The organism is Collimonas sp. PA-H2 (assembly GCF_002564105.1).
Classification (GTDB): Bacteria; Pseudomonadota; Gammaproteobacteria; order Burkholderiales; family Burkholderiaceae_D; genus Collimonas.
On record NZ_PDBX01000001.1, the window covers coordinates 1,213,191 to 1,229,862 of the forward strand.

The 16,672-nt window shown below is 59.2% G+C and carries 19 protein-coding genes; 11 read left to right on the forward strand and 8 right to left on the reverse strand.

Annotation, left to right across the window (positions count from 1 at the left end):
* The first annotated feature begins 87 nt into the window (after window positions 1–87).
* The 3 genes from BCF11_RS05480 to BCF11_RS05485 all read left to right on the forward strand — a co-directional run bounded on the left by BCF11_RS05480 (window position 88) and on the right by BCF11_RS05485 (window position 2,591).
* The gene (locus BCF11_RS05480; protein WP_098493849.1) at window positions 88–1,683 is read left to right on the forward strand and encodes an MDR family MFS transporter; all 1,596 of its coding nucleotides are present in this window, start codon (window positions 88–90) and stop codon (window positions 1,681–1,683) included.
* Between the two features lie 162 nt (window positions 1,684–1,845).
* Entirely contained in the window at window positions 1,846–1,974 is a 129-nt protein-coding gene (locus BCF11_RS28495; protein WP_255407776.1) for a hypothetical protein, read from the forward strand.
* A gap of 158 nt (window positions 1,975–2,132) precedes the next feature.
* The gene (locus BCF11_RS05485) at window positions 2,133–2,591 is read left to right on the forward strand and encodes a hypothetical protein (protein WP_098493850.1); all 459 of its coding nucleotides are present in this window, start codon (window positions 2,133–2,135) and stop codon (window positions 2,589–2,591) included.
* 67 nt (window positions 2,592–2,658) lie between these two features.
* On the opposite strand, the gene BCF11_RS05490 is transcribed toward BCF11_RS05485, so the two are convergent.
* Complete coding sequence (locus BCF11_RS05490) at window positions 2,659–3,600, reverse strand: CysB family HTH-type transcriptional regulator (RefSeq protein ID WP_061943221.1); 942 nt, start codon at window positions 3,598–3,600, stop codon at window positions 2,659–2,661.
* 243 nt (window positions 3,601–3,843) lie between these two features.
* Between BCF11_RS05490 and BCF11_RS05495 the strand changes: the two genes are divergently transcribed.
* The 7 genes from BCF11_RS05495 (at window position 3,844) to cobA (ending at window position 10,864) form a co-directional block, all read left to right on the forward strand.
* On the forward strand, window positions 3,844–4,617 hold the full coding sequence (locus tag BCF11_RS05495; RefSeq protein ID WP_098493851.1) for a sulfite exporter TauE/SafE family protein: 774 nt from the start codon (window positions 3,844–3,846) through the stop codon (window positions 4,615–4,617).
* A gap of 87 nt (window positions 4,618–4,704) precedes the next feature.
* On the forward strand, window positions 4,705–6,399 hold the full coding sequence (locus BCF11_RS05500; protein ID WP_098493852.1) for a nitrite/sulfite reductase: 1,695 nt from the start codon (window positions 4,705–4,707) through the stop codon (window positions 6,397–6,399).
* Entirely contained in the window at window positions 6,386–6,931 is a 546-nt protein-coding gene (locus BCF11_RS05505; protein WP_098493853.1) for a DUF934 domain-containing protein, read from the forward strand. The genes BCF11_RS05500 and BCF11_RS05505 overlap by 14 nt, the downstream gene beginning before the upstream one ends.
* Window positions 6,932–6,933: 2 nt before the next feature.
* A complete protein-coding gene (locus BCF11_RS05510; protein ID WP_098493854.1) occupies window positions 6,934–7,677 on the forward strand; it encodes a phosphoadenylyl-sulfate reductase in 744 nt (247 codons plus the stop codon).
* Window positions 7,678–7,753: 76 nt separating this feature from the next.
* On the forward strand, window positions 7,754–8,689 hold the full coding sequence (gene cysD, locus BCF11_RS05515) for a sulfate adenylyltransferase subunit CysD (RefSeq protein ID WP_098493855.1): 936 nt from the start codon (window positions 7,754–7,756) through the stop codon (window positions 8,687–8,689).
* Entirely contained in the window at window positions 8,689–10,041 is a 1,353-nt protein-coding gene (locus BCF11_RS05520) for a sulfate adenylyltransferase subunit 1 (RefSeq protein ID WP_233212381.1), read from the forward strand. Before cysD ends, BCF11_RS05520 begins: the two co-directional genes overlap by 1 nt.
* A 37-nt stretch (window positions 10,042–10,078) precedes the next feature.
* Window positions 10,079–10,864, forward strand: a complete 786-nt coding sequence (cobA, locus tag BCF11_RS05525) for a uroporphyrinogen-III C-methyltransferase (protein ID WP_098493856.1) — start codon at window positions 10,079–10,081, stop codon at window positions 10,862–10,864.
* Between the two features lie 27 nt (window positions 10,865–10,891).
* Here the strand turns inward: cobA and BCF11_RS27925 are convergent, their stop codons facing one another.
* From BCF11_RS27925 to BCF11_RS05540, 4 genes are all read right to left on the reverse strand, one after another.
* Window positions 10,892–11,068: a hypothetical protein gene (locus tag BCF11_RS27925; RefSeq protein WP_158229148.1), complete on the reverse strand. Its 177-nt coding sequence runs from the start codon at window positions 11,066–11,068 to the stop codon at window positions 10,892–10,894.
* A 156-nt stretch (window positions 11,069–11,224) separates the two neighbouring features.
* On the reverse strand, window positions 11,225–11,434 hold the full coding sequence (locus BCF11_RS05530) for a hypothetical protein (protein ID WP_098493857.1): 210 nt from the start codon (window positions 11,432–11,434) through the stop codon (window positions 11,225–11,227).
* Between the two features lie 327 nt (window positions 11,435–11,761).
* Window positions 11,762–12,166, reverse strand: coding sequence for a hypothetical protein (locus tag BCF11_RS05535; RefSeq protein ID WP_098493858.1), 405 nt, complete (start codon window positions 12,164–12,166; stop codon window positions 11,762–11,764).
* A 559-nt stretch (window positions 12,167–12,725) separates the two neighbouring features.
* Entirely contained in the window at window positions 12,726–12,932 is a 207-nt protein-coding gene (locus BCF11_RS05540; RefSeq protein ID WP_098493859.1) for a DUF3563 family protein, read from the reverse strand.
* A 132-nt stretch (window positions 12,933–13,064) separates the two neighbouring features.
* Here BCF11_RS05540 and BCF11_RS05545 point away from each other — a divergent pair, with 132 nt between their 5' ends.
* Complete coding sequence (locus BCF11_RS05545; RefSeq protein ID WP_098493860.1) at window positions 13,065–13,976, forward strand: LysR substrate-binding domain-containing protein; 912 nt, start codon at window positions 13,065–13,067, stop codon at window positions 13,974–13,976.
* On the opposite strand, the gene BCF11_RS05550 is transcribed toward BCF11_RS05545, so the two are convergent.
* From BCF11_RS05550 to lptF, 3 genes are read right to left on the reverse strand one after another with little or no spacing between them, the layout of a single operon-like run.
* Window positions 13,957–14,352, reverse strand: coding sequence for a sirohydrochlorin chelatase (locus BCF11_RS05550; protein WP_098493861.1), 396 nt, complete (start codon window positions 14,350–14,352; stop codon window positions 13,957–13,959). The two genes, BCF11_RS05545 and BCF11_RS05550, sit on opposite strands and share 20 nt — an antisense overlap.
* A gap of 18 nt (window positions 14,353–14,370) precedes the next feature.
* Window positions 14,371–15,504 (reverse strand): LPS export ABC transporter permease LptG, encoded by a 1,134-nt coding sequence (gene lptG / locus BCF11_RS05555; protein ID WP_098493862.1) that lies wholly within the window; start codon window positions 15,502–15,504, stop codon window positions 14,371–14,373.
* Window positions 15,501–16,652, reverse strand: coding sequence for an LPS export ABC transporter permease LptF (gene lptF / locus BCF11_RS05560; protein ID WP_098493863.1), 1,152 nt, complete (start codon window positions 16,650–16,652; stop codon window positions 15,501–15,503). The genes lptG and lptF overlap by 4 nt, the downstream gene beginning before the upstream one ends.
* Window positions 16,653–16,672: the final 20 nt, after the last annotated feature.

The following is a 16,672-nucleotide window of genomic DNA, read 5'->3' on the forward strand; positions in this document are numbered from 1 at the left end:
CTCCGTATTCGGCTGTGCCTTGCAGCAATTTTTTACAGATTTCCATGCCCTGTCCCACCAAGCGGCGACTCCGCCGATAAAAATCATATGGCTATCCATTCCGCCTCCGCCCATTCGAGCGACCAGGTTTTACCCTTCCGTGAATCATTGCTTGCCATGCTGGGCATCGCCTTCGTGGTGATGCTGGTGGCGCTCGATTCGACCGTGGTCGGCACCGCGTTGCCGACCATCGTCGCCGAACTGAAAGGCTTCGAGCTGTATGCCTGGGTTGCGACTTCCTATCTGCTGACCTCGGTGATCACGGTGCCGATTTTCGGCCGCCTGGGCGATTTCTACGGCCGCAAACCCTTTGTGCTGGTCTCCATCATCCTGTTCACCGCCGCCTCCATCCTGTGCGGCATGGCCGACAGCATGCTGTGGCTGGTGATCGCCCGCGGCCTGCAAGGCATAGGCGGCGGCATGCTGGTCGGCACGGCGTTTGCCTGCATCCCCGACCTGTTCCCGGGCGCCCACGTGCGCCTGCGCTGGCAAGTCATGATGAGCACCGCCTTCGGCATCGCTACCGCGGTCGGACCCTCGCTGGGCGGCTTCCTGACACAGTACTGGGGCTGGCGCTGGGTGTTCTATGTCAACCTGCCGGTCGGCGTGCTGTCCCTCTTCTTCGTATATAAATACCTGCCGCATCTGCGCCATACCCACCCGGACGCCAAGATCCGCCTCGACTGGCCTGGCGCCCTGCTGATCACCGCTTCTCTCGGCTGCCTGCAGCTGTTCGTGGAAATGCTGCCGCAGCACGGCTTGTCGCTCGGCATGCTGGGCTTGCTGGCGGCCAGCGTCGTCAGCTTCGTCGCGCTATGGAAATGGGAGCATCACACGCCCCAGCCTATCCTGCCCTTCGATCTGCTGCTCGACCGCAAATTGTCGACCCTGTTCCTGCTGTCGGTGCTAAGTGGCTTCTCTATGTTTTCGCTGATGTTCTATGCGCCGCTGCTTTACCAGGGCGGCTTCGGTCTGTCGCCGCAGGAAGCCGGGCTGCTGATCACCCCGCTGGTGGCCTGCATCATGGTGGGGAGCATTTCCAACGGCCGCATCATCCCGCGCCTCAGGAATCCCAACATCATGCTGTACATCGGCTTCACCCTGCTGGCGCTGTCTTGCCTGGGCGTGGTGATTTCCAACCGCTGGACCTCGCACAGCGTGATCGTCGGCTTCATGCTGACCGGCGGCCTGGGGCTGGGCTTCATCCTGCCTAACCTGACCATCTTCATCCAGCAGGAAGCCGGTCGCGAGCATCTCGGCATCGCCACCGCCCTGATGCAATCCTTGCGCATGATCGGCAGCATGCTGGGCACCGCCATCATCGGCACCCTGATCAACCACATGTATGCCGGCAGCGTGCAGCAAGCGCTGGCGGAGCAGAAAGCCGGCGACTGGTTCGCCAGTTTCGCCGACCCGCAAATCCTCATCAGCCATGAGACCCAGACTACCGTGCTGGCGCAGCTGGCCGGCGCCGGCCATCAGGGCCAGCTGTTGCTGGAAGCGGCGCGCGAGGCATTGATCGGTGCAATCCACATGGGCGTCGGCCTCGCTGTGGTGGTCACTGGCATTGCCCTCTGGCTGGTGAGCAAGGTGCCGCCGATTACCTTGCACATCAAGCCCGCGGCAGACGCCGTCACCGAGTAAAAAGTGGCGCAGGCCGGGCTTGCAGCAAGCTCGCACGGTCTGCACATCTGCTTTAACACTGCCTCACAAAGCGTTACATCTCACACCGTCTCGAAGCACCTGTATCAATCCGACGGTGGCATCCTGAAGTCCTGGTAACTTACTTCACTCAGGACGGACATCATGAAAAAACTTATTGCCTCACTGGTGCTTGGCACCATCCTCAGCACCTTGCTGAGCGGCTGTATCGTGGCGCCAGTCGGCCCCGGTTATTACCGCCCACATTACTACCATCCGTACGACCGCTATTGATCGCTCGCTGTCGATCTTTATCAAGTAGTAAGTAGAAGTAAGCGGGCTTATGCAATGCGAGAGCATCGGTATAATTTCCAGCCGGAAATTATTGAATTGAACAAGATTTGAGTTTCCGTTCGAATACATTGCCATACAAAAATAAACACGGAGCCTTTATGAAACTGATCCACAAACTCGTCCTTTCCCTGCTGCTGGCGCCAGCGGTGCTGCCGCTCGCCGCGCAAGCCGACGAACCCGGCCATCACGGCGCCTATCTACATGCATTGGCGGACCTGCACGTGGCGCGCTGGCTGATCGACCATCGTCCAGGCGATAACTGGGTCATGGGCCGCAGCGAACAGATCGCCTTGGCCGAGATCGATGCCGCCACGCGCGAGATCACCCAGCTTGGAATGGACGTCGGCAAGGATGTCTATCGTGAAGAACAGCCGGATGCCCGTCCGGAACGCCGCGGCCGCCTGCATGATGCGGTGGAAGCGCTGGAACGCGCCCGCAATGACGTCGGCCAGCGCGAAGACGATCCGCGCGTGTTCGGACTGCAGCAGCACGCCATGCAACGCATCGAGGCGGCCAAGCATGCTACCGAAAATGCAATACGCGACGCCGGTTATTGAGAATTGAAGCTTTGAAACAAAAAGGGGCAAGCGTCACGCTTGCCCCTTTTCCTTTTTGCCGGCCGGTTTACAGCTCGTACATATCCTTCTCGCCATTCATTACTTGCTCGATCAGCTTGCGGTTCATGGTCGGCGCCAGCAGTTCGATGAAGGTATACACATAGCTGCGCAGATAGGCGCCCTGCTTGACCGCCGCCCGCGAGATATTGGTGCCGAACAGATGGCCGACCGGAATCGAACGCAGACCGGTATCGCGCTCGGCGTCGAACGCCATGCCGGCGATGATGCCTACCCCCATGCCCAGTTCGACATAGGTCTTGATCACATCGGCGTCGATCGCCTCCAACAGCACATCCGGCTTCAGGTTGCGCAATGAAAACGCATGGTCGATCTTGGTGCGGCCGGTGAAAGCGCTGTCGTAGGTAATCAAAGGGAAGGCAGCAATCTCTTCCAGCGTGATCGCCTTCGACTGCAGCAAGGGATGATCGGGCGGCACCACCACCACGTGCTCCCACTGATAACAAGGCAAGGTCACCAGGCCATCCGCATTGACGATGGCTTCGGTCGCCAAAGCCAGGTCGGCCTGATCGTTGCGTACCATGTCGGCCACCTGCTTGGGATTGCCCTGCAGCAACGACAAGCGCACCTTGGGAAATTTCTGGGTGAAGGCCTGCACCACTTTCGGCAAGGCATAGCGCGCCTGGGTATGCGTGGTGGCAATCGTGAAGCTGCCGCTGTCATGCGCGGCGTATTCGTTGCCGATGCGCTTGAGGCCATCGATTTCCTGCATGATCAGCTCGACCGACTTCAGCACCGCCCGCCCCGGCTCGGTCAGTCCGCGGATGCGCTTGCCGTGCCGTGTAAAAATATCAACGCCAAGTTCTTCCTCCAGCTCGATGATCGCCTTGGAGACGCCCGGCTGCGAGGTATACAGCGCCTTGGCTGCCTCGGTCAGGTTGTAATTTTGGCGCACCGCTTCGCGGACGAAGCGGAACTGATGGAGATTCATGAATTTTCCTTGTTTTTTCTTTAATAAGAATCCGTGCAGCACGGCCGGAATATTGATGAAAACACAATTTCATCCCGGCAACTATCTACCTGTATTACTCCCTGCTACACTCAAAGTCCCGCCAGTAGCAAACGCGCTCCCTGTATTTACATATATCAAATACGCATATAAGCAAATAAATAGTCTGTAGTTGGACATATATGCGAAGTTTATTACGATTCGAGGTGTTTAGTACGAGGTGATATGACTGTTTCTTATGTAGTGAGCGGTTTTGCCGTCGGATTGTTAGTGGGATTGACTGGTGTCGGCGGCGGCTCGCTGATGACGCCTTTGCTGACCCTGCTGTTCGGCATCCATCCCAGCGTTGCCGTGGGCACCGACCTGGCGTTTGCGTCAGTGACCAAGGTCGCCGGTACGGTCGCGCATCGCTCCAAAGGAACCGTCCGCTGGGACATCGTCAGGCTGCTGTCGCTGGGCGCCTTGCCGGCCGCCATCGCCACCGCGCTGATCCTCAAGTATTTAGGCGGCATCAGCACTGAAATCGGCCAGATCATCCGTTACTCGATCGCTATTTCAGTGCTGCTGACCGTGGTTGCCCTGCTGTTCAAGGGCAAGCTCCAGTTGTGGCTGAATGCCCATCCGGAAAAGCAGCTGCAGGGCAGGAACCTGACCAGCGCCACCGTGATTGCCGGCATCGTGCTCGGTGCGCTGGTCACCATGTCGTCGATCGGCGCCGGCGCGGTCGGCGCCACCATCCTGGTGCTGCTGTATCCGCGCCTGTCGCCGGCCGAAGTGGCCGGCACCGACATCGCCTACGCAGTGCCGCTGACCGCCATCGCCGCGCTCGGCCACTGGTGGCTGGGATCGATCGACTGGAGCCTGCTCGGTGCGCTGCTGCTCGGCTCCGTGCCAGGCATCACGCTTGGCTCGCTGGCAGCGCGCGCGGTGCCGGAAAAATTCCTGCGCGGCCTCCTGGCGCTGACGTTGACCAGCGTCGCAGTGAAACTGATTTATTAGGGAGCAGCAGTTTGCGGCTCTTGCATCCGTTTTGAAATAGTCATAAAGGCGTGGCGCAGCTAGCCACAACCCATAAGGAAGACAAAGATGTATCGCTACGATCAATACGATCACCAGATAGTCAAGGAACGGGTCGCACAATACCGCGACCAGGTACGCCGCCGTTTGTCAGATGAACTGACAGAAGAAGAATTCCTGCCGCTGCGCCTGCAAAACGGCCTGTACATGCAGCGTCACGCTTACATGCTGCGCATCGCCGTGCCTTACGGCATGCTGTCCACGCCGCAAGTGCGCATGTTCGCCCATATCGCTCGCACCTACGACCGCGGCTACGGCCACTTCACCACGCGGCAGAACATCCAGTTCAACTGGATCAACCTGGAACAGTCGCCGGACATCCTGGCGGAACTGGCGACGGTGGAAATGCACGCGATCCAGACTTCCGGCAATTGCATCCGCAACACTACGTCCGACGAACTGGCCGGCGTCGCCGCCGACGAGATCATCGACCCGCGTCCGTATGCTGAAATCATCCGTGAATGGAGCACCTTCCATCCGGAGTTCGCTTTCCTGCCGCGCAAATTCAAGATCGCCATCAGCGGTTCCGAGCAGGACCGCGCCGCCACGGCGGTGCATGACATCGGCCTGCACGTCGTCAAGAACGCCGCAGGCGAAGTCGGTTTTCGTTTCCTGGTCGGCGGCGGCATGGGCCGCACGCCTATCATCGGCAGCGTGATCCGCGAATTCCTGCCATGGCAGCACGCCCTGACTTACCTGGAAGCGATCCTGCGCGTATACAACCAGTACGGCCGCCGCGACAACAAATACAAGGCGCGCATCAAGATCCTGGTGAAAGCGCTGGGCGCCGAAGAATTCGGCCGCCAGGTGGAAGCCGAGTGGGCTGACATCAAGGATGGCCCTGCTACGCTCACAGTAGAAGAATTGCAGCGCATTGCCCAGTATTTCGTTCCGCCCCCGTACGAGACCCTGGCCGCCAGCGATGCCGGCTTCGAGGCGCACAAGGCGGAAAACAAGGGCTTCGCCAACTGGCTGCTGCGTAACGTCAAGGCGCACAAGGTGAGCGGCTATGCCGCCGTGATCCTGTCGGTCAAGAAAACCGGCGTGCCGCCAGGCGACATCACTGCCGCCCAGCTGGACTTTGTCGCCGATCTGGCGGACCAGTACAGCTTCGGCGAAGTGCGCATCACCCACGAGCAGAACCTGGTGCTGGCCGATGTCAAGCTGAGCGATCTGTTCACAGTATGGCAGGCAGTCAAGGCGCAAGGTCTGGCGACACCGAACATCGGCCTGCTGACCGATATCATCTGCTGCCCTGGCGGTGATTTCTGTTCGCTGGCGAACGCCAAGTCGATCCCGATCGCGCAAGCCATCGCCGAGAAATTCGACAACCTAGATTTCCAGCATGACATTGGCGAGATCGAATTGAACATCTCGGGCTGCATCAACGCCTGCGGTCACCATCACGTCGGCAACATTGGCATCCTCGGCGTCGACAAGGACGGCTCCGAGTGGTACCAGGTGTCTATCGGCGGCGCCCAGGGCAACAACACCAGTATCGGCAAGATCATCGGGCCGTCGTTCTCGGCGCAGCAGATGCCAGTCGTCATTGAGCGTCTGCTGGATGTCTACGTCAAGCAGCGCCACGAAGAAGAACTGTTTATCGATACCGTGCAGCGTCTCGGCGTCGCGCCGTTCAAGGAATACGTCTACGCCAGTCCGATCCCGACCGGTTACACCCATGGGGAGGATGCCTGTGTCTAATATTGATAACGTTGAAATTATCAAGAACCGTGCAGTGGTCAGCGACGACTGGAGCGTCTTGCGCCTGCACGAAGGCGAAACCGCCGAAAGCGTCAGCATCCCGGCCGGCAAGGTCATCGTCCCGTTCGGCGTCTGGCAAGCCCAGCGCGTGCAGCTGCAGGACCGTTCGGCTATCGGCGTATGGCTGAGCAGCGATGCCCAGGCTGACGAGCTGAAGGACGACCTGGCGCATTTCGCCGTGGTCGCCGTCGACTTTCCTAAGTTTACCGATGGCCGTGGCTATTCGATCGCCTACAACCTGCGCACGCGCCTTGCCTACAGCGGCGAATTGCGTGCCATCGGCGACGTCTTGCGCGACCAGTTGTTCTACATGCAGCGGGTCGGCTTCAATGCCTTTGCGGTACGCGCCGACAAGAACATCCACGACGCCCTCAAGGGTCTCACCGATTTCACGGAAAAATACCAGACCTCGTGGGACGAAAAAACGCCGCTGTTCCGCCGTGTGAATCGCCAAGCAGTCAGCCAGGATTGATCATGAGCAGCCCGACTCCCTCTTTGCCGGAACTGGTAGCCGCCACCAAGGCCACACTGGAAAAAATCGCCGCCGAATATACGCCGGCGGTATTCGCCTCCAGCCTGGCGGCCGAAGACATGGTGCTGACCGACCTGATCCTGCGCAACCAGCTGCAGGACCGGATCGCCATCTTCACCCTGGAAACCGGCCGCCTGCATGCGGAAACGCTGGGCATGCTGGAGCGCATCAAGGAAACCTACGATTACGACGTCACGCCGTACCGGCCGCAGCCGGAAGCGGTGGCGGCCTATGTCGAACAGAATGGCTTGAACGCGTTCTACGACAGCGTCGAGATGCGCAAGGAGTGCTGCCGCATCCGCAAGATCGAACCGCTTAACCGTGCCCTGGCCGGCAACAAGGCCTGGATCACCGGCCAGCGCCGGGCGCAATCGCTGACCCGCGCCGAGCTGCATGTACAGGAGCAGGATGAAGCACATGGCATGAGCAAGTTCAATCCGCTGGCCGACTGGTCGGAAGATGACGTCTGGCAGTACATCCGTGACAACAATGTGCCGTACAATCCACTGCACGACAAAGGCTATCCTTCGATTGGCTGCGAACCCTGCACGCGCGCCATCCAGCCGGGCGAAGACGTACGTGCCGGCCGCTGGTGGTGGGAAAATCCGGAATCCAAGGAATGCGGGCTGCACGTGGTGGACGGCAAACTGATACGCATCAAATCCATCTCGCAGCAGAGCGCCTGAATCGCTGAATCATTACATCGCTGATGTCACTACATCCCGTCCCGATGCATCGCTTGATTAAAAGACAAGAACCGATATGAACACAGTTGTTGAAAATTTTTTCCTGGACAAAGCCGCTAACCGCCATCTCGACTGGCTGGAATCGGAAGCCATCCACATCATGCGTGAAGTAGCGGCGGAATGCGGCAATCCGGCGCTGCTGTTCTCCGGCGGCAAGGATTCGGTGGTGATGCTGCGCCTGGCGGAAAAAGCTTTCCGCCCCGGCAAATTCCCTTTCCCGCTGGTGCATATCGATACCGGCCACAACTTCGCCGAAGTGATCACCTTCCGCGACAAGCGCGTGGCGGAACTGGGCGAACGCCTGATCGTCGGCTCGGTCGAGGATTCGATCAAGCGCGGCACCGTGCGTCTGCGCAATCCGCAGACCGATTCGCGCAATGCGGCGCAAGCCGTAACCCTGCTAGAAACCATTGCCGAACACAAGTTCGACGCCTGCATCGGCGGCGCCCGCCGCGATGAAGAAAAGGCGCGCGCCAAGGAACGCATTTTTTCCTTCCGCGACGAATTCGGCCAATGGAATCCGAAGGCGCAACGGCCGGAACTCTGGGACTTGTACAACACCCGCGTGCATCCGGGCGAAAACATGCGTGTGTTCCCGATCTCCAACTGGACCGAACTCGACGTCTGGCAATACATCGCCCGCGAAAAGCTGGAACTGCCGCCCATCTATTTCGCCCATCAGCGCCAGGTGATCCCGCGCAACGGCTTGCTGGTGCCGCTGACCGACCTGACCCCGGCGCGCGAAGGCGAAGTGGTGGAAACCCGGGAAGTGCGCTTCCGCACCGTCGGCGACATTTCCTGCACCTGCCCGGTAGCCTCCGATGCGGCTACAGTCGAAGCCATCATCGCCGAAACCGCGGTAACCCAGATCACCGAACGCGGCGCTACCCGGATGGATGACCAGACCTCGGAAGCCTCGATGGAAAAACGCAAAAAAGAAGGATATTTCTGATGAACGCCGTTGTTAATAACGTGAACAGCAACTTGAACACCGACACCGGTACAACGCCACAACAACGCGGCCAAGAGCGCGGCTTGCTGCGCTTCATTACCGCCGGCTCGGTGGATGACGGCAAGAGCACCCTGATCGGCCGCCTGCTGTTCGACAGCAAAGGCATCTTCGCCGACCAGCTGGACGCCATGTCGCGCGCCAAGCACAAACGCACGGTCGGCGACACCATCGATCTGTCCCTGCTGACCGACGGCCTGGAAGCCGAACGCGAGCAAGGCATCACCATCGATGTCGCCTACCGCTATTTCGCCACGCCGAAGCGCAAGTTCATCATCGCCGACACCCCTGGCCATGAGCAATACACGCGCAACATGGTGACCGGCGCCTCGACTGCTGATGCGGTGATCATCCTGATCGACGTCTCCAAGGTAAAACTGGGCGACGACGGCAGCGTCGAACTGCTGACCCAGACCAAGCGCCACTCGACCATTGCGCACCTGCTGCAGATCGAGCACGTGGTGGTGGCGGTCAACAAGATGGATCTGGTCAACTACGACCAGACCGTGTACGACCGCATTGTGGCCGCCTACCAGGAATTCGCCGAACAGCTCGGCCTGCGCGACGTGCGCCCGATCCCGCTGTCGGCGCTGGCCGGCGACAATGTGGTGGCGGCTGGCGACAAGATGCCTTGGCACACAGGCCCGACCTTGATCGAGCTGCTGGAATCGCTCAGCGTCTACGACGAGTCGCATGACGAGCCGTTCCGCTTTCCGGTGCAGCTGGTGGCGCGCCACAACGGCCACGAAGCCAACGATTTCCGCGGCTACATGGGCCGCATCGAGGCCGGCAAGGTCAGCAAGGGCGACAAGTTGATCGTGCAGCCTAGCGGTCAGAGCGCCACCGTGAAAGACATCCTGGTGCTGGAAGGCTCGCTGCCGTCGGCCGCGGTCGGCCAGTCGGTGACCTTGCTGCTGGAGGAATACCTGGATATTTCGCGCGGCGACATGCTGACTTCGGTGGAGCGCGCCCCGGCCCTGCTGAAGACCGTCAGCGCCGATCTCTGCTGGCTGTCGGAAGATGCGCTCGACCTGCGCCGCAAATACTGGCTCAAGCACAGCACCAAGCAAACCGCGGCGCGCATCACCAAGATCGATACGCTGCTCGACATCAATACCCAGCAGCGGCGGCCGGCGGAATCGCTCAAGCTGAACGACATCGCCCGCGTCTCGCTCAATCTGCAGCAAGCCATCGCTGCCGATTCCTACGATGAGATCCGCGCCACCGGCGCCTTCATCCTGATCGACGAAGTCACGCACCAGACCGTCGCCGCAGGCATGATCCGTCTCGATTGAGCCAACGCTAACCCTCACCCACGCACCGGAACACGTCATGCAAGCCACCCACGCCAGCGCTCAAGCCACCTATGGCAAAGTCTATCTGATCGGCGCCGGCCCTGGCGCCGCCGATCTCATCACGGTGCGCGGCGCCCGCCTGCTGGCGCAGGCCGACGTCGTGCTGCACGATGCCCTGGTGACGGCAGACATGCTGGCGCTCTGCCCGCAAGCCTTGAAGATCGCGGTCGGCAAGCGTTGCGGCAAGCTCTCCACCGCTCAGCAGTTCATCAACAAGCAGCTGGTCGACAATGCCCGCAAATATGCCGTGGTGGTGCGTTTGAAGGGTGGCGATCCGATGCTGTTCGGCCGTGCCGATGAAGAATTGCGGGCGCTGGAAAAGCACGGCATCGCGGTCGAAGTGGTGCCTGGCATCAGCGCCGCGCTGGCGGCCGCAGCCACATCACAGCAGCCGCTCACCAAGCGGGGCGTGGCGCGTAGCGTTGCTTTCTTTACTTCCAGCACCGCGCCCGGCGAATCCGAGCAGGTCAATATGCCGAACTGCGACACGCTGGTGCAATACATGGGCGGCCGCGAAGCGGCCGCCACTGCGCAGCGGCTGCTGGCGCAAGGCCGCTCCGCGGCAACGCCGGTGGTGGTGGTGGAAAACTGCAGCCGCGACAATCAGCGCATCCTGCGCCTGCGCCTGGATCATCTGGAGCAAGGCTTGCAGCAATGTGAAGGTCCGGTGCTGGTGATGATAGGCGAGGCGCTGGCCAGCCGCGCCGAACAGCCGCTGGCAATCGAACAATCTGGATCGGCCAAGGCCAGGAACGCGGCCTAAAGCAGGCCGCCGGCGTCGGATATACGCTTAACGAACGATAGGCTTGACGTGGGCTTCCGACGCCAGCGCTTTTTGCAAGACCGGCCCCGACTGATCCAGGCGGTCTTCCGGTGACAAGACATTGATCCAGCTGACCAGGCCGACGGCCACTACGGTCAATACCAAGAATACTGCTACTCTTTTATTCAAAAATTCCCATTTCATTGTTGACTCCTTACCTGCGATATTTCCTTTGACTCTGACGCTTGCCGGTCTGCGCTAACACCTAGGCAGCGCTACCGGAAAACCAACGCATTCCAATAGCAGCAGCCCGCTGCCAGATTCTGCGGCGGCGGAACTGCCCTTCTTCATTTCGATTATTTAGCGGCCGTTGCCGCTGCGCGTCGCCAGCACGCCGTACATGCCGACCGCACGGTCGCTGGAAGCGGCGCTGCGCTTGACCGGCTTTGCGTTGCTGGAATGCGCCGAAGCCTGGCTGGGCGACCAGCCAAAGGTCCAGTTGCTGCCGCCGCTGTTTGCTTTGTTTTGTTTGCCGGATGCCAGACCCAGCAATGTTTTGATAGTCATCATTTCACCTCTTCATGCTTGCTGCGCAGGTGTCGCATGAACGACAACGCCGGCAGCGCTTAAACATCATGGAAAGCGATTGTGCAACGCGCCCGTTGAGGCACGCACGACAGCGACGGTGAAAGAGAGACATTCCGCCAGTCGATTGCAAGCTGAACAGCCTGGCTAACCGACACGGGAAAAGTGGAGGCTAGCTAGACTGGTTCAGACCACTGCAAGCAGACAATTGCTTTACGTATTTTTGCTACTGTATTTCTGGTCCGGTAAGCCGGACAACTGGAACAGTCCATTTCAAAAGCTCCTGATTCAAAAATGCCTGATCAAACCTGATCAAGCCGGTTGTATCGTTGGACTACCACCCCGCGTGGAAGGTTCATAAGCGGCCTTCGCCGTCCGCGCCGAGCGTTGGGGAATGCTTTCCCAGCGCACGCTGCGAACGCTGATTTCCTGCGCCAAACGGGTCACCAGCTGCACCAGTCCGGCACGCTCGCGCACTGAGCATTTCACTTCCACCGTGATGGCGGTCAGGTTAGCCTGCACGGCAGGTTCGTTGGCTTGATAGGTAACCTCATAGCTCGCCAGCAGCCGGCGCATCAAGTCTTCCAGATGCGCCACTTCCGAACTGCGGCAAGTGGTCACGATGCGGTACGGCAGAGCAGAATCGTGATCCTGCTGCGATACGGCGAACGAAGAACGGTGTTTTTTTAAAAATGCATGCAGTTTATTGAATGGCATGGCGATTTCCTTCCCACTTCCGTTGTTCCTGCCTGCCGGTCGGGCGCAAGGATGCATTTCCTGCCAGGATCGTCGCCTGGCTGAACGCCTGACCTGCAAGATGCACAGGAAAAACGCCAAGCCCGGGAAGATCCGGAACCGGAAATACACGGCCGCACGCGATCCGCCAGATGGCAGCACGAACAATCGGTATTACAAAAACAGGATGGGAGTATCGTTGCGGCGTTATCTGCTACAACATTGCTACGATATTTACCGCGAAAACCGACGATAAAATTTTACGATACTACAGCTCGCATAGACGCAAGCTGCAGCCGACGACGGAGGTCTGCTAAAGACTATGCGTAATGTGCCGGGCTGAGGACCCATCCACCGCTACTACTAGAACAACTGTCCAAAATATGGACCTCCATACAATGCAATACCAAGATTATATTTCTGACTGGCTATTATGTCAAGTAAATGACTTTACATTCCCTGAAATTTGTGCCTTGCCAACACATCTCCGGCGCTTGGGAAATCGCCACAGCGTTCGCCGCTGGCCGCTACCGGATGCAGCTCAGTAAGAATTGATCTTCAACACCCGCAGCGTATGCAAAACCGAACCGTGGCGACAGTCCAGCACCCGCATGCGGCGCTCCAGATCCTGATGATCCGCTGCCGCGGCAAGATAGGCCTGCTCCGCCTCCGGCAGCGTTATGCCGGTGCCGGCAGCGGTTCTTTTCCAGTAACCCTTAATATTAGAAAATTTATTGGATAGCGACATACAAGACCTCGATATAAGCACCAAGAACTCCCTGCAGGAAAGCCAAATCCTCAGGAACAATGCTTGTAGAATAGGCTCATCAAGTTTAGACTGAAAGCCGTATTTTCTATCCGCAATATAAGTTTATTTAACATGAAAACCAGACTCCCTCCGCTCAAGCCCCTGCGCGTATTCGAAGCCGTGGTACGCACCGGCAGCCTGACCCAGGCCGCCGCCGAACTGCACATCACGCACAGCGCAGTGAGCCAGCAGATCAAGCTGCTGGAGCAGCATTTCGGCGTCACCCTGTTTGCCAGGGGACAGCGCGGGGTCGAGCCGACCGAGGCGGCGCGGCTGTTTTTCACCGACGTCAAAGCCGGGTTGGACCGCATCGCGCTGGGCGCGGAGCAATTGCTGAATACCGGCAAGGTGCGCATCATCCGCGTCAGCTGCACGCCGTCGATGGCGATGCGCTGGCTGATTCCGCGGCTGTCGTCGTTCCAGATAGAGAATCCGCGGGTGGAAATCCGCGTCACCACCTCGACCGTGGCGGTGGAAGCGATCAAGGAACCGTTCGATGTGTTGATACGGCGTAGCCCGATGCACAGGGCCGACTATGAATGCATACGCTTCCTGGACGATGTGCTGACGCCGGTGGCGTCGCCGCGCTACCTGCAGCAGCATCAGCTCAAGCAGCCGCAAGATCTGCTGCAGGCGTCCCTGCTACATCTGTCAAGCCGATCGGAAACCTGGACCCGCTGGTTTGGCGAAGTCGGCGTGCCGATCAAAGGCCAGCTGCCGGGCCAGATCTATGAACATTTCTTTTTGAGTTTGCAGGCGGCGCTCACCGATCTCGGCGTGGCCATGGGTTCGCTGGCCCTGATGGAAGAGGATCTGGCGCACGGCAGCCTGCTGCCGCCGTTTCCGCACTTGCACTTGCAGGACAAAGGGTTTCACTTGCTGTACCGTACCAGCCTGCAGGATCCAGTGCTGAGCAACTTCATCGCCTGGCTGCGGGCCAAGGGCAGGCAAACCTCGGAAAGTATCAAGGTTGCGGCAGAGTAGAAGCGCAATAAGCGGCGATTGCATCCAGCACCTGCGGCTGCTCGCCCACCGCCTGCGCTACCGTAATAACTAATTGCGGGTGCAGTTGCTGGGCCTGCGCGATCAGGGCCGGCAGATCGCGCCGCACATGGCCGCCCTGACCGAGGAATACCGGCACCACGCTCACTTCGCGGATGCCCTCCGCCGCCAGCTGCTGCAGCAATCCCGGTAAATCCGGCTGCATCAATTCGAGGAAGGCTAGGCCGACCCGCAACGCCGGCCGCTGCTGCCGGAGAATCTGCTGCAAGGCTTCAAACGGTGTCGCCCACAAGGGATCCCGCGCGCCATGGGCAAACAGGATAAGCGCTTGTTGTGGGACCGGAGATGTTTGCGACATACGCTGACCTGAGCGGCGCTACTGCCGCTCAATCTTCCACAAGGCGCCGATCGCAATCAGCAGGAACAGGGTGCTGGGCAAGGCCGCGGTAAAGAACGGCGGCCAGGTATTCAGCAAACCCAAATGAGAGAACAACGTATTGACCAGCTGGAAACTGACGCCGATCATGATGCCGGTAAAGATCTTCAGGCTGACGCCGCCGGTGCGGAAATGCAGGTAGGCAAACGGCAAGGCCAGCGCCATCATCACGAATACCGAGAACGGGTACACCAGCTTTTTCCAGAACGCGATGTCGTAGCGTTCGCTGTGCTGGTTGTTTTCTTCCAGATGCTTGGAATAGGCCCACAAATTGTAGGCCGACATATGGTCCGGATCGGCAAACAGGACCGACAGGATCTCCGGCGTGATTTCAGAAACCAGATCCTTGCTGGGGAATTTCTTGGTAGCGATCGCCGTGGTGATGTCTTCGGTCGAGCTGCCGTTGACGAAGTCGGTCTGCACCACGTCATCCAGGCGCCAGACGTGCTGGCCCTTATAGTCGGCGTGGCCGGCCTGGATCAACCCGGTCATGTGGAGGTTGCGGTCGAACTCATACAGCTTGACGCCGACCAGCTGGCCATCCGGCTTGATCTCGGCGATGTTGATGAAACGCGAACCGGTGATTTCGCCGCTGGTGCCGTCGGTGCGGATCACGTCCTTGCTCCACAGGCCGGTCTTGAATTTCTGCGAAATCGAGGAACCCTTGGCTTGCAGCTTCAGCTTTTCGGCAAACTCTGCACTCTTGGGCGAGACGAATTCGCCGATCAGTACCGTCGCCACCACAAACAACAAGCCGATCTTGATCAGGATCTTGGCGGTCATGAAGGTCGACATGCTGGACACGCGCATGATGGTGAATTCAGAGCGCGCGGCGAACTGCGACAAGGTGTAGATGGTGCCGATCAGCGCCGCGATGGGCATCAGTTCATAGGCGTAGCTGGGCAGGCCCAGCAGGACGAACACGAAGGCATGCTGCAGCTTGTAGCCGCCATGGCCGACCGACTTCAGCTCGGTGGTCAGGTCAAAGAACGCGAACAGCGCCAGGAACGCCGCCAGCGTAAACAAGACCGAACGGACAATCTCGGAAGTAAAGTAACGTTGCAATACCTTCATGCTGCCGCCGATTTTTTAGTCGATTTTCTATTTTTAAGTAGGCGTGCATGCTTGATTGCAGACCACATCACCAGCGGATGCCAGCGGCTGTTGACGTTCAGGCGCCACATGAACAGCAGGCCGACAATGATCAGCACGATCAGATGCATGGGCCACCAGGCCAGCAAGAACGACAGGCGGCCCTGCACCACCGCAGCCTGGAAAATACTGGTGACGTTGCTGTAGGAAACGTACAGCAGCAGCGCGATCAGCAGGCTGGCGGAACGGCCCACCCGCGGGTTGACGAAGCTGAGCGGTATCGCCAGCAGCATCAGGCACAGCGCCATCAGCGGCAGCGACAAGCGCCACAGCAGCTCGCCCAGATTGAAACCGTTGCGATCTTTTAGCAAATCGGCGGTCGGCAAGGCCTGCGCCGAGCGATCGCCATTCTCGGCCTGCGAATTGCTGGCAACCAGCACCCCGTAGCGTTCGAACTCCATCTGGCGGAATTCGTTCTTGCCGGACAGGACGTCGTAGCGGCGTCCTTTCGACAGAATCAGGAACTTGTCGCCGTTCTTGTCGATTTCCAGATTGCCTTCCTTGGCCACCACGATGCTGTTCTTGCCATCCTGCTGGGTATTCACGAAGACGTTCTTGACCTTGGTGCTGTCGCCGGAAACGCCCTCAACGAAAAAGATGCGGTTGGCGGCGGCCGATTCCTGGAACTTGCCGGGAGAAACACGGGAAATATCTTCGCGCTTTTCAAAGCGCTCGCGGTATTGCGCGCTCTGGCTGTTAGCCCAGGGCGTCGCCACGAAACTCAGGATGGCTGTCAGGATAATGATCGGCAAACCGAATTCCAGCACAGGCCGGACCCAGCGCACCAGGCTCTGGCCGGAGGCAAACCAGACCACCATTTCGGAATCCTGGTAGCTGCGCGTGACCACCAGCAGCACCGAGATATAGCCGGTCAGGATCAGCAGGATCGGCATGTAGTTGAGGGATTGAAAACCAATCAGCGCGACCACATCCTGGGACGCAATCTGTCCTCCGGCTGCTTGTCCCAGAATCTTGATCAACATTACCGTGACGATAATTGTGAAGAGCGTAGTAAAAACTGCGCCGGCGGTACTAATTAATTCGCGTCGGAGTGCGCGCTGAAAGATCATTGGGGAATATAATTGCGGAT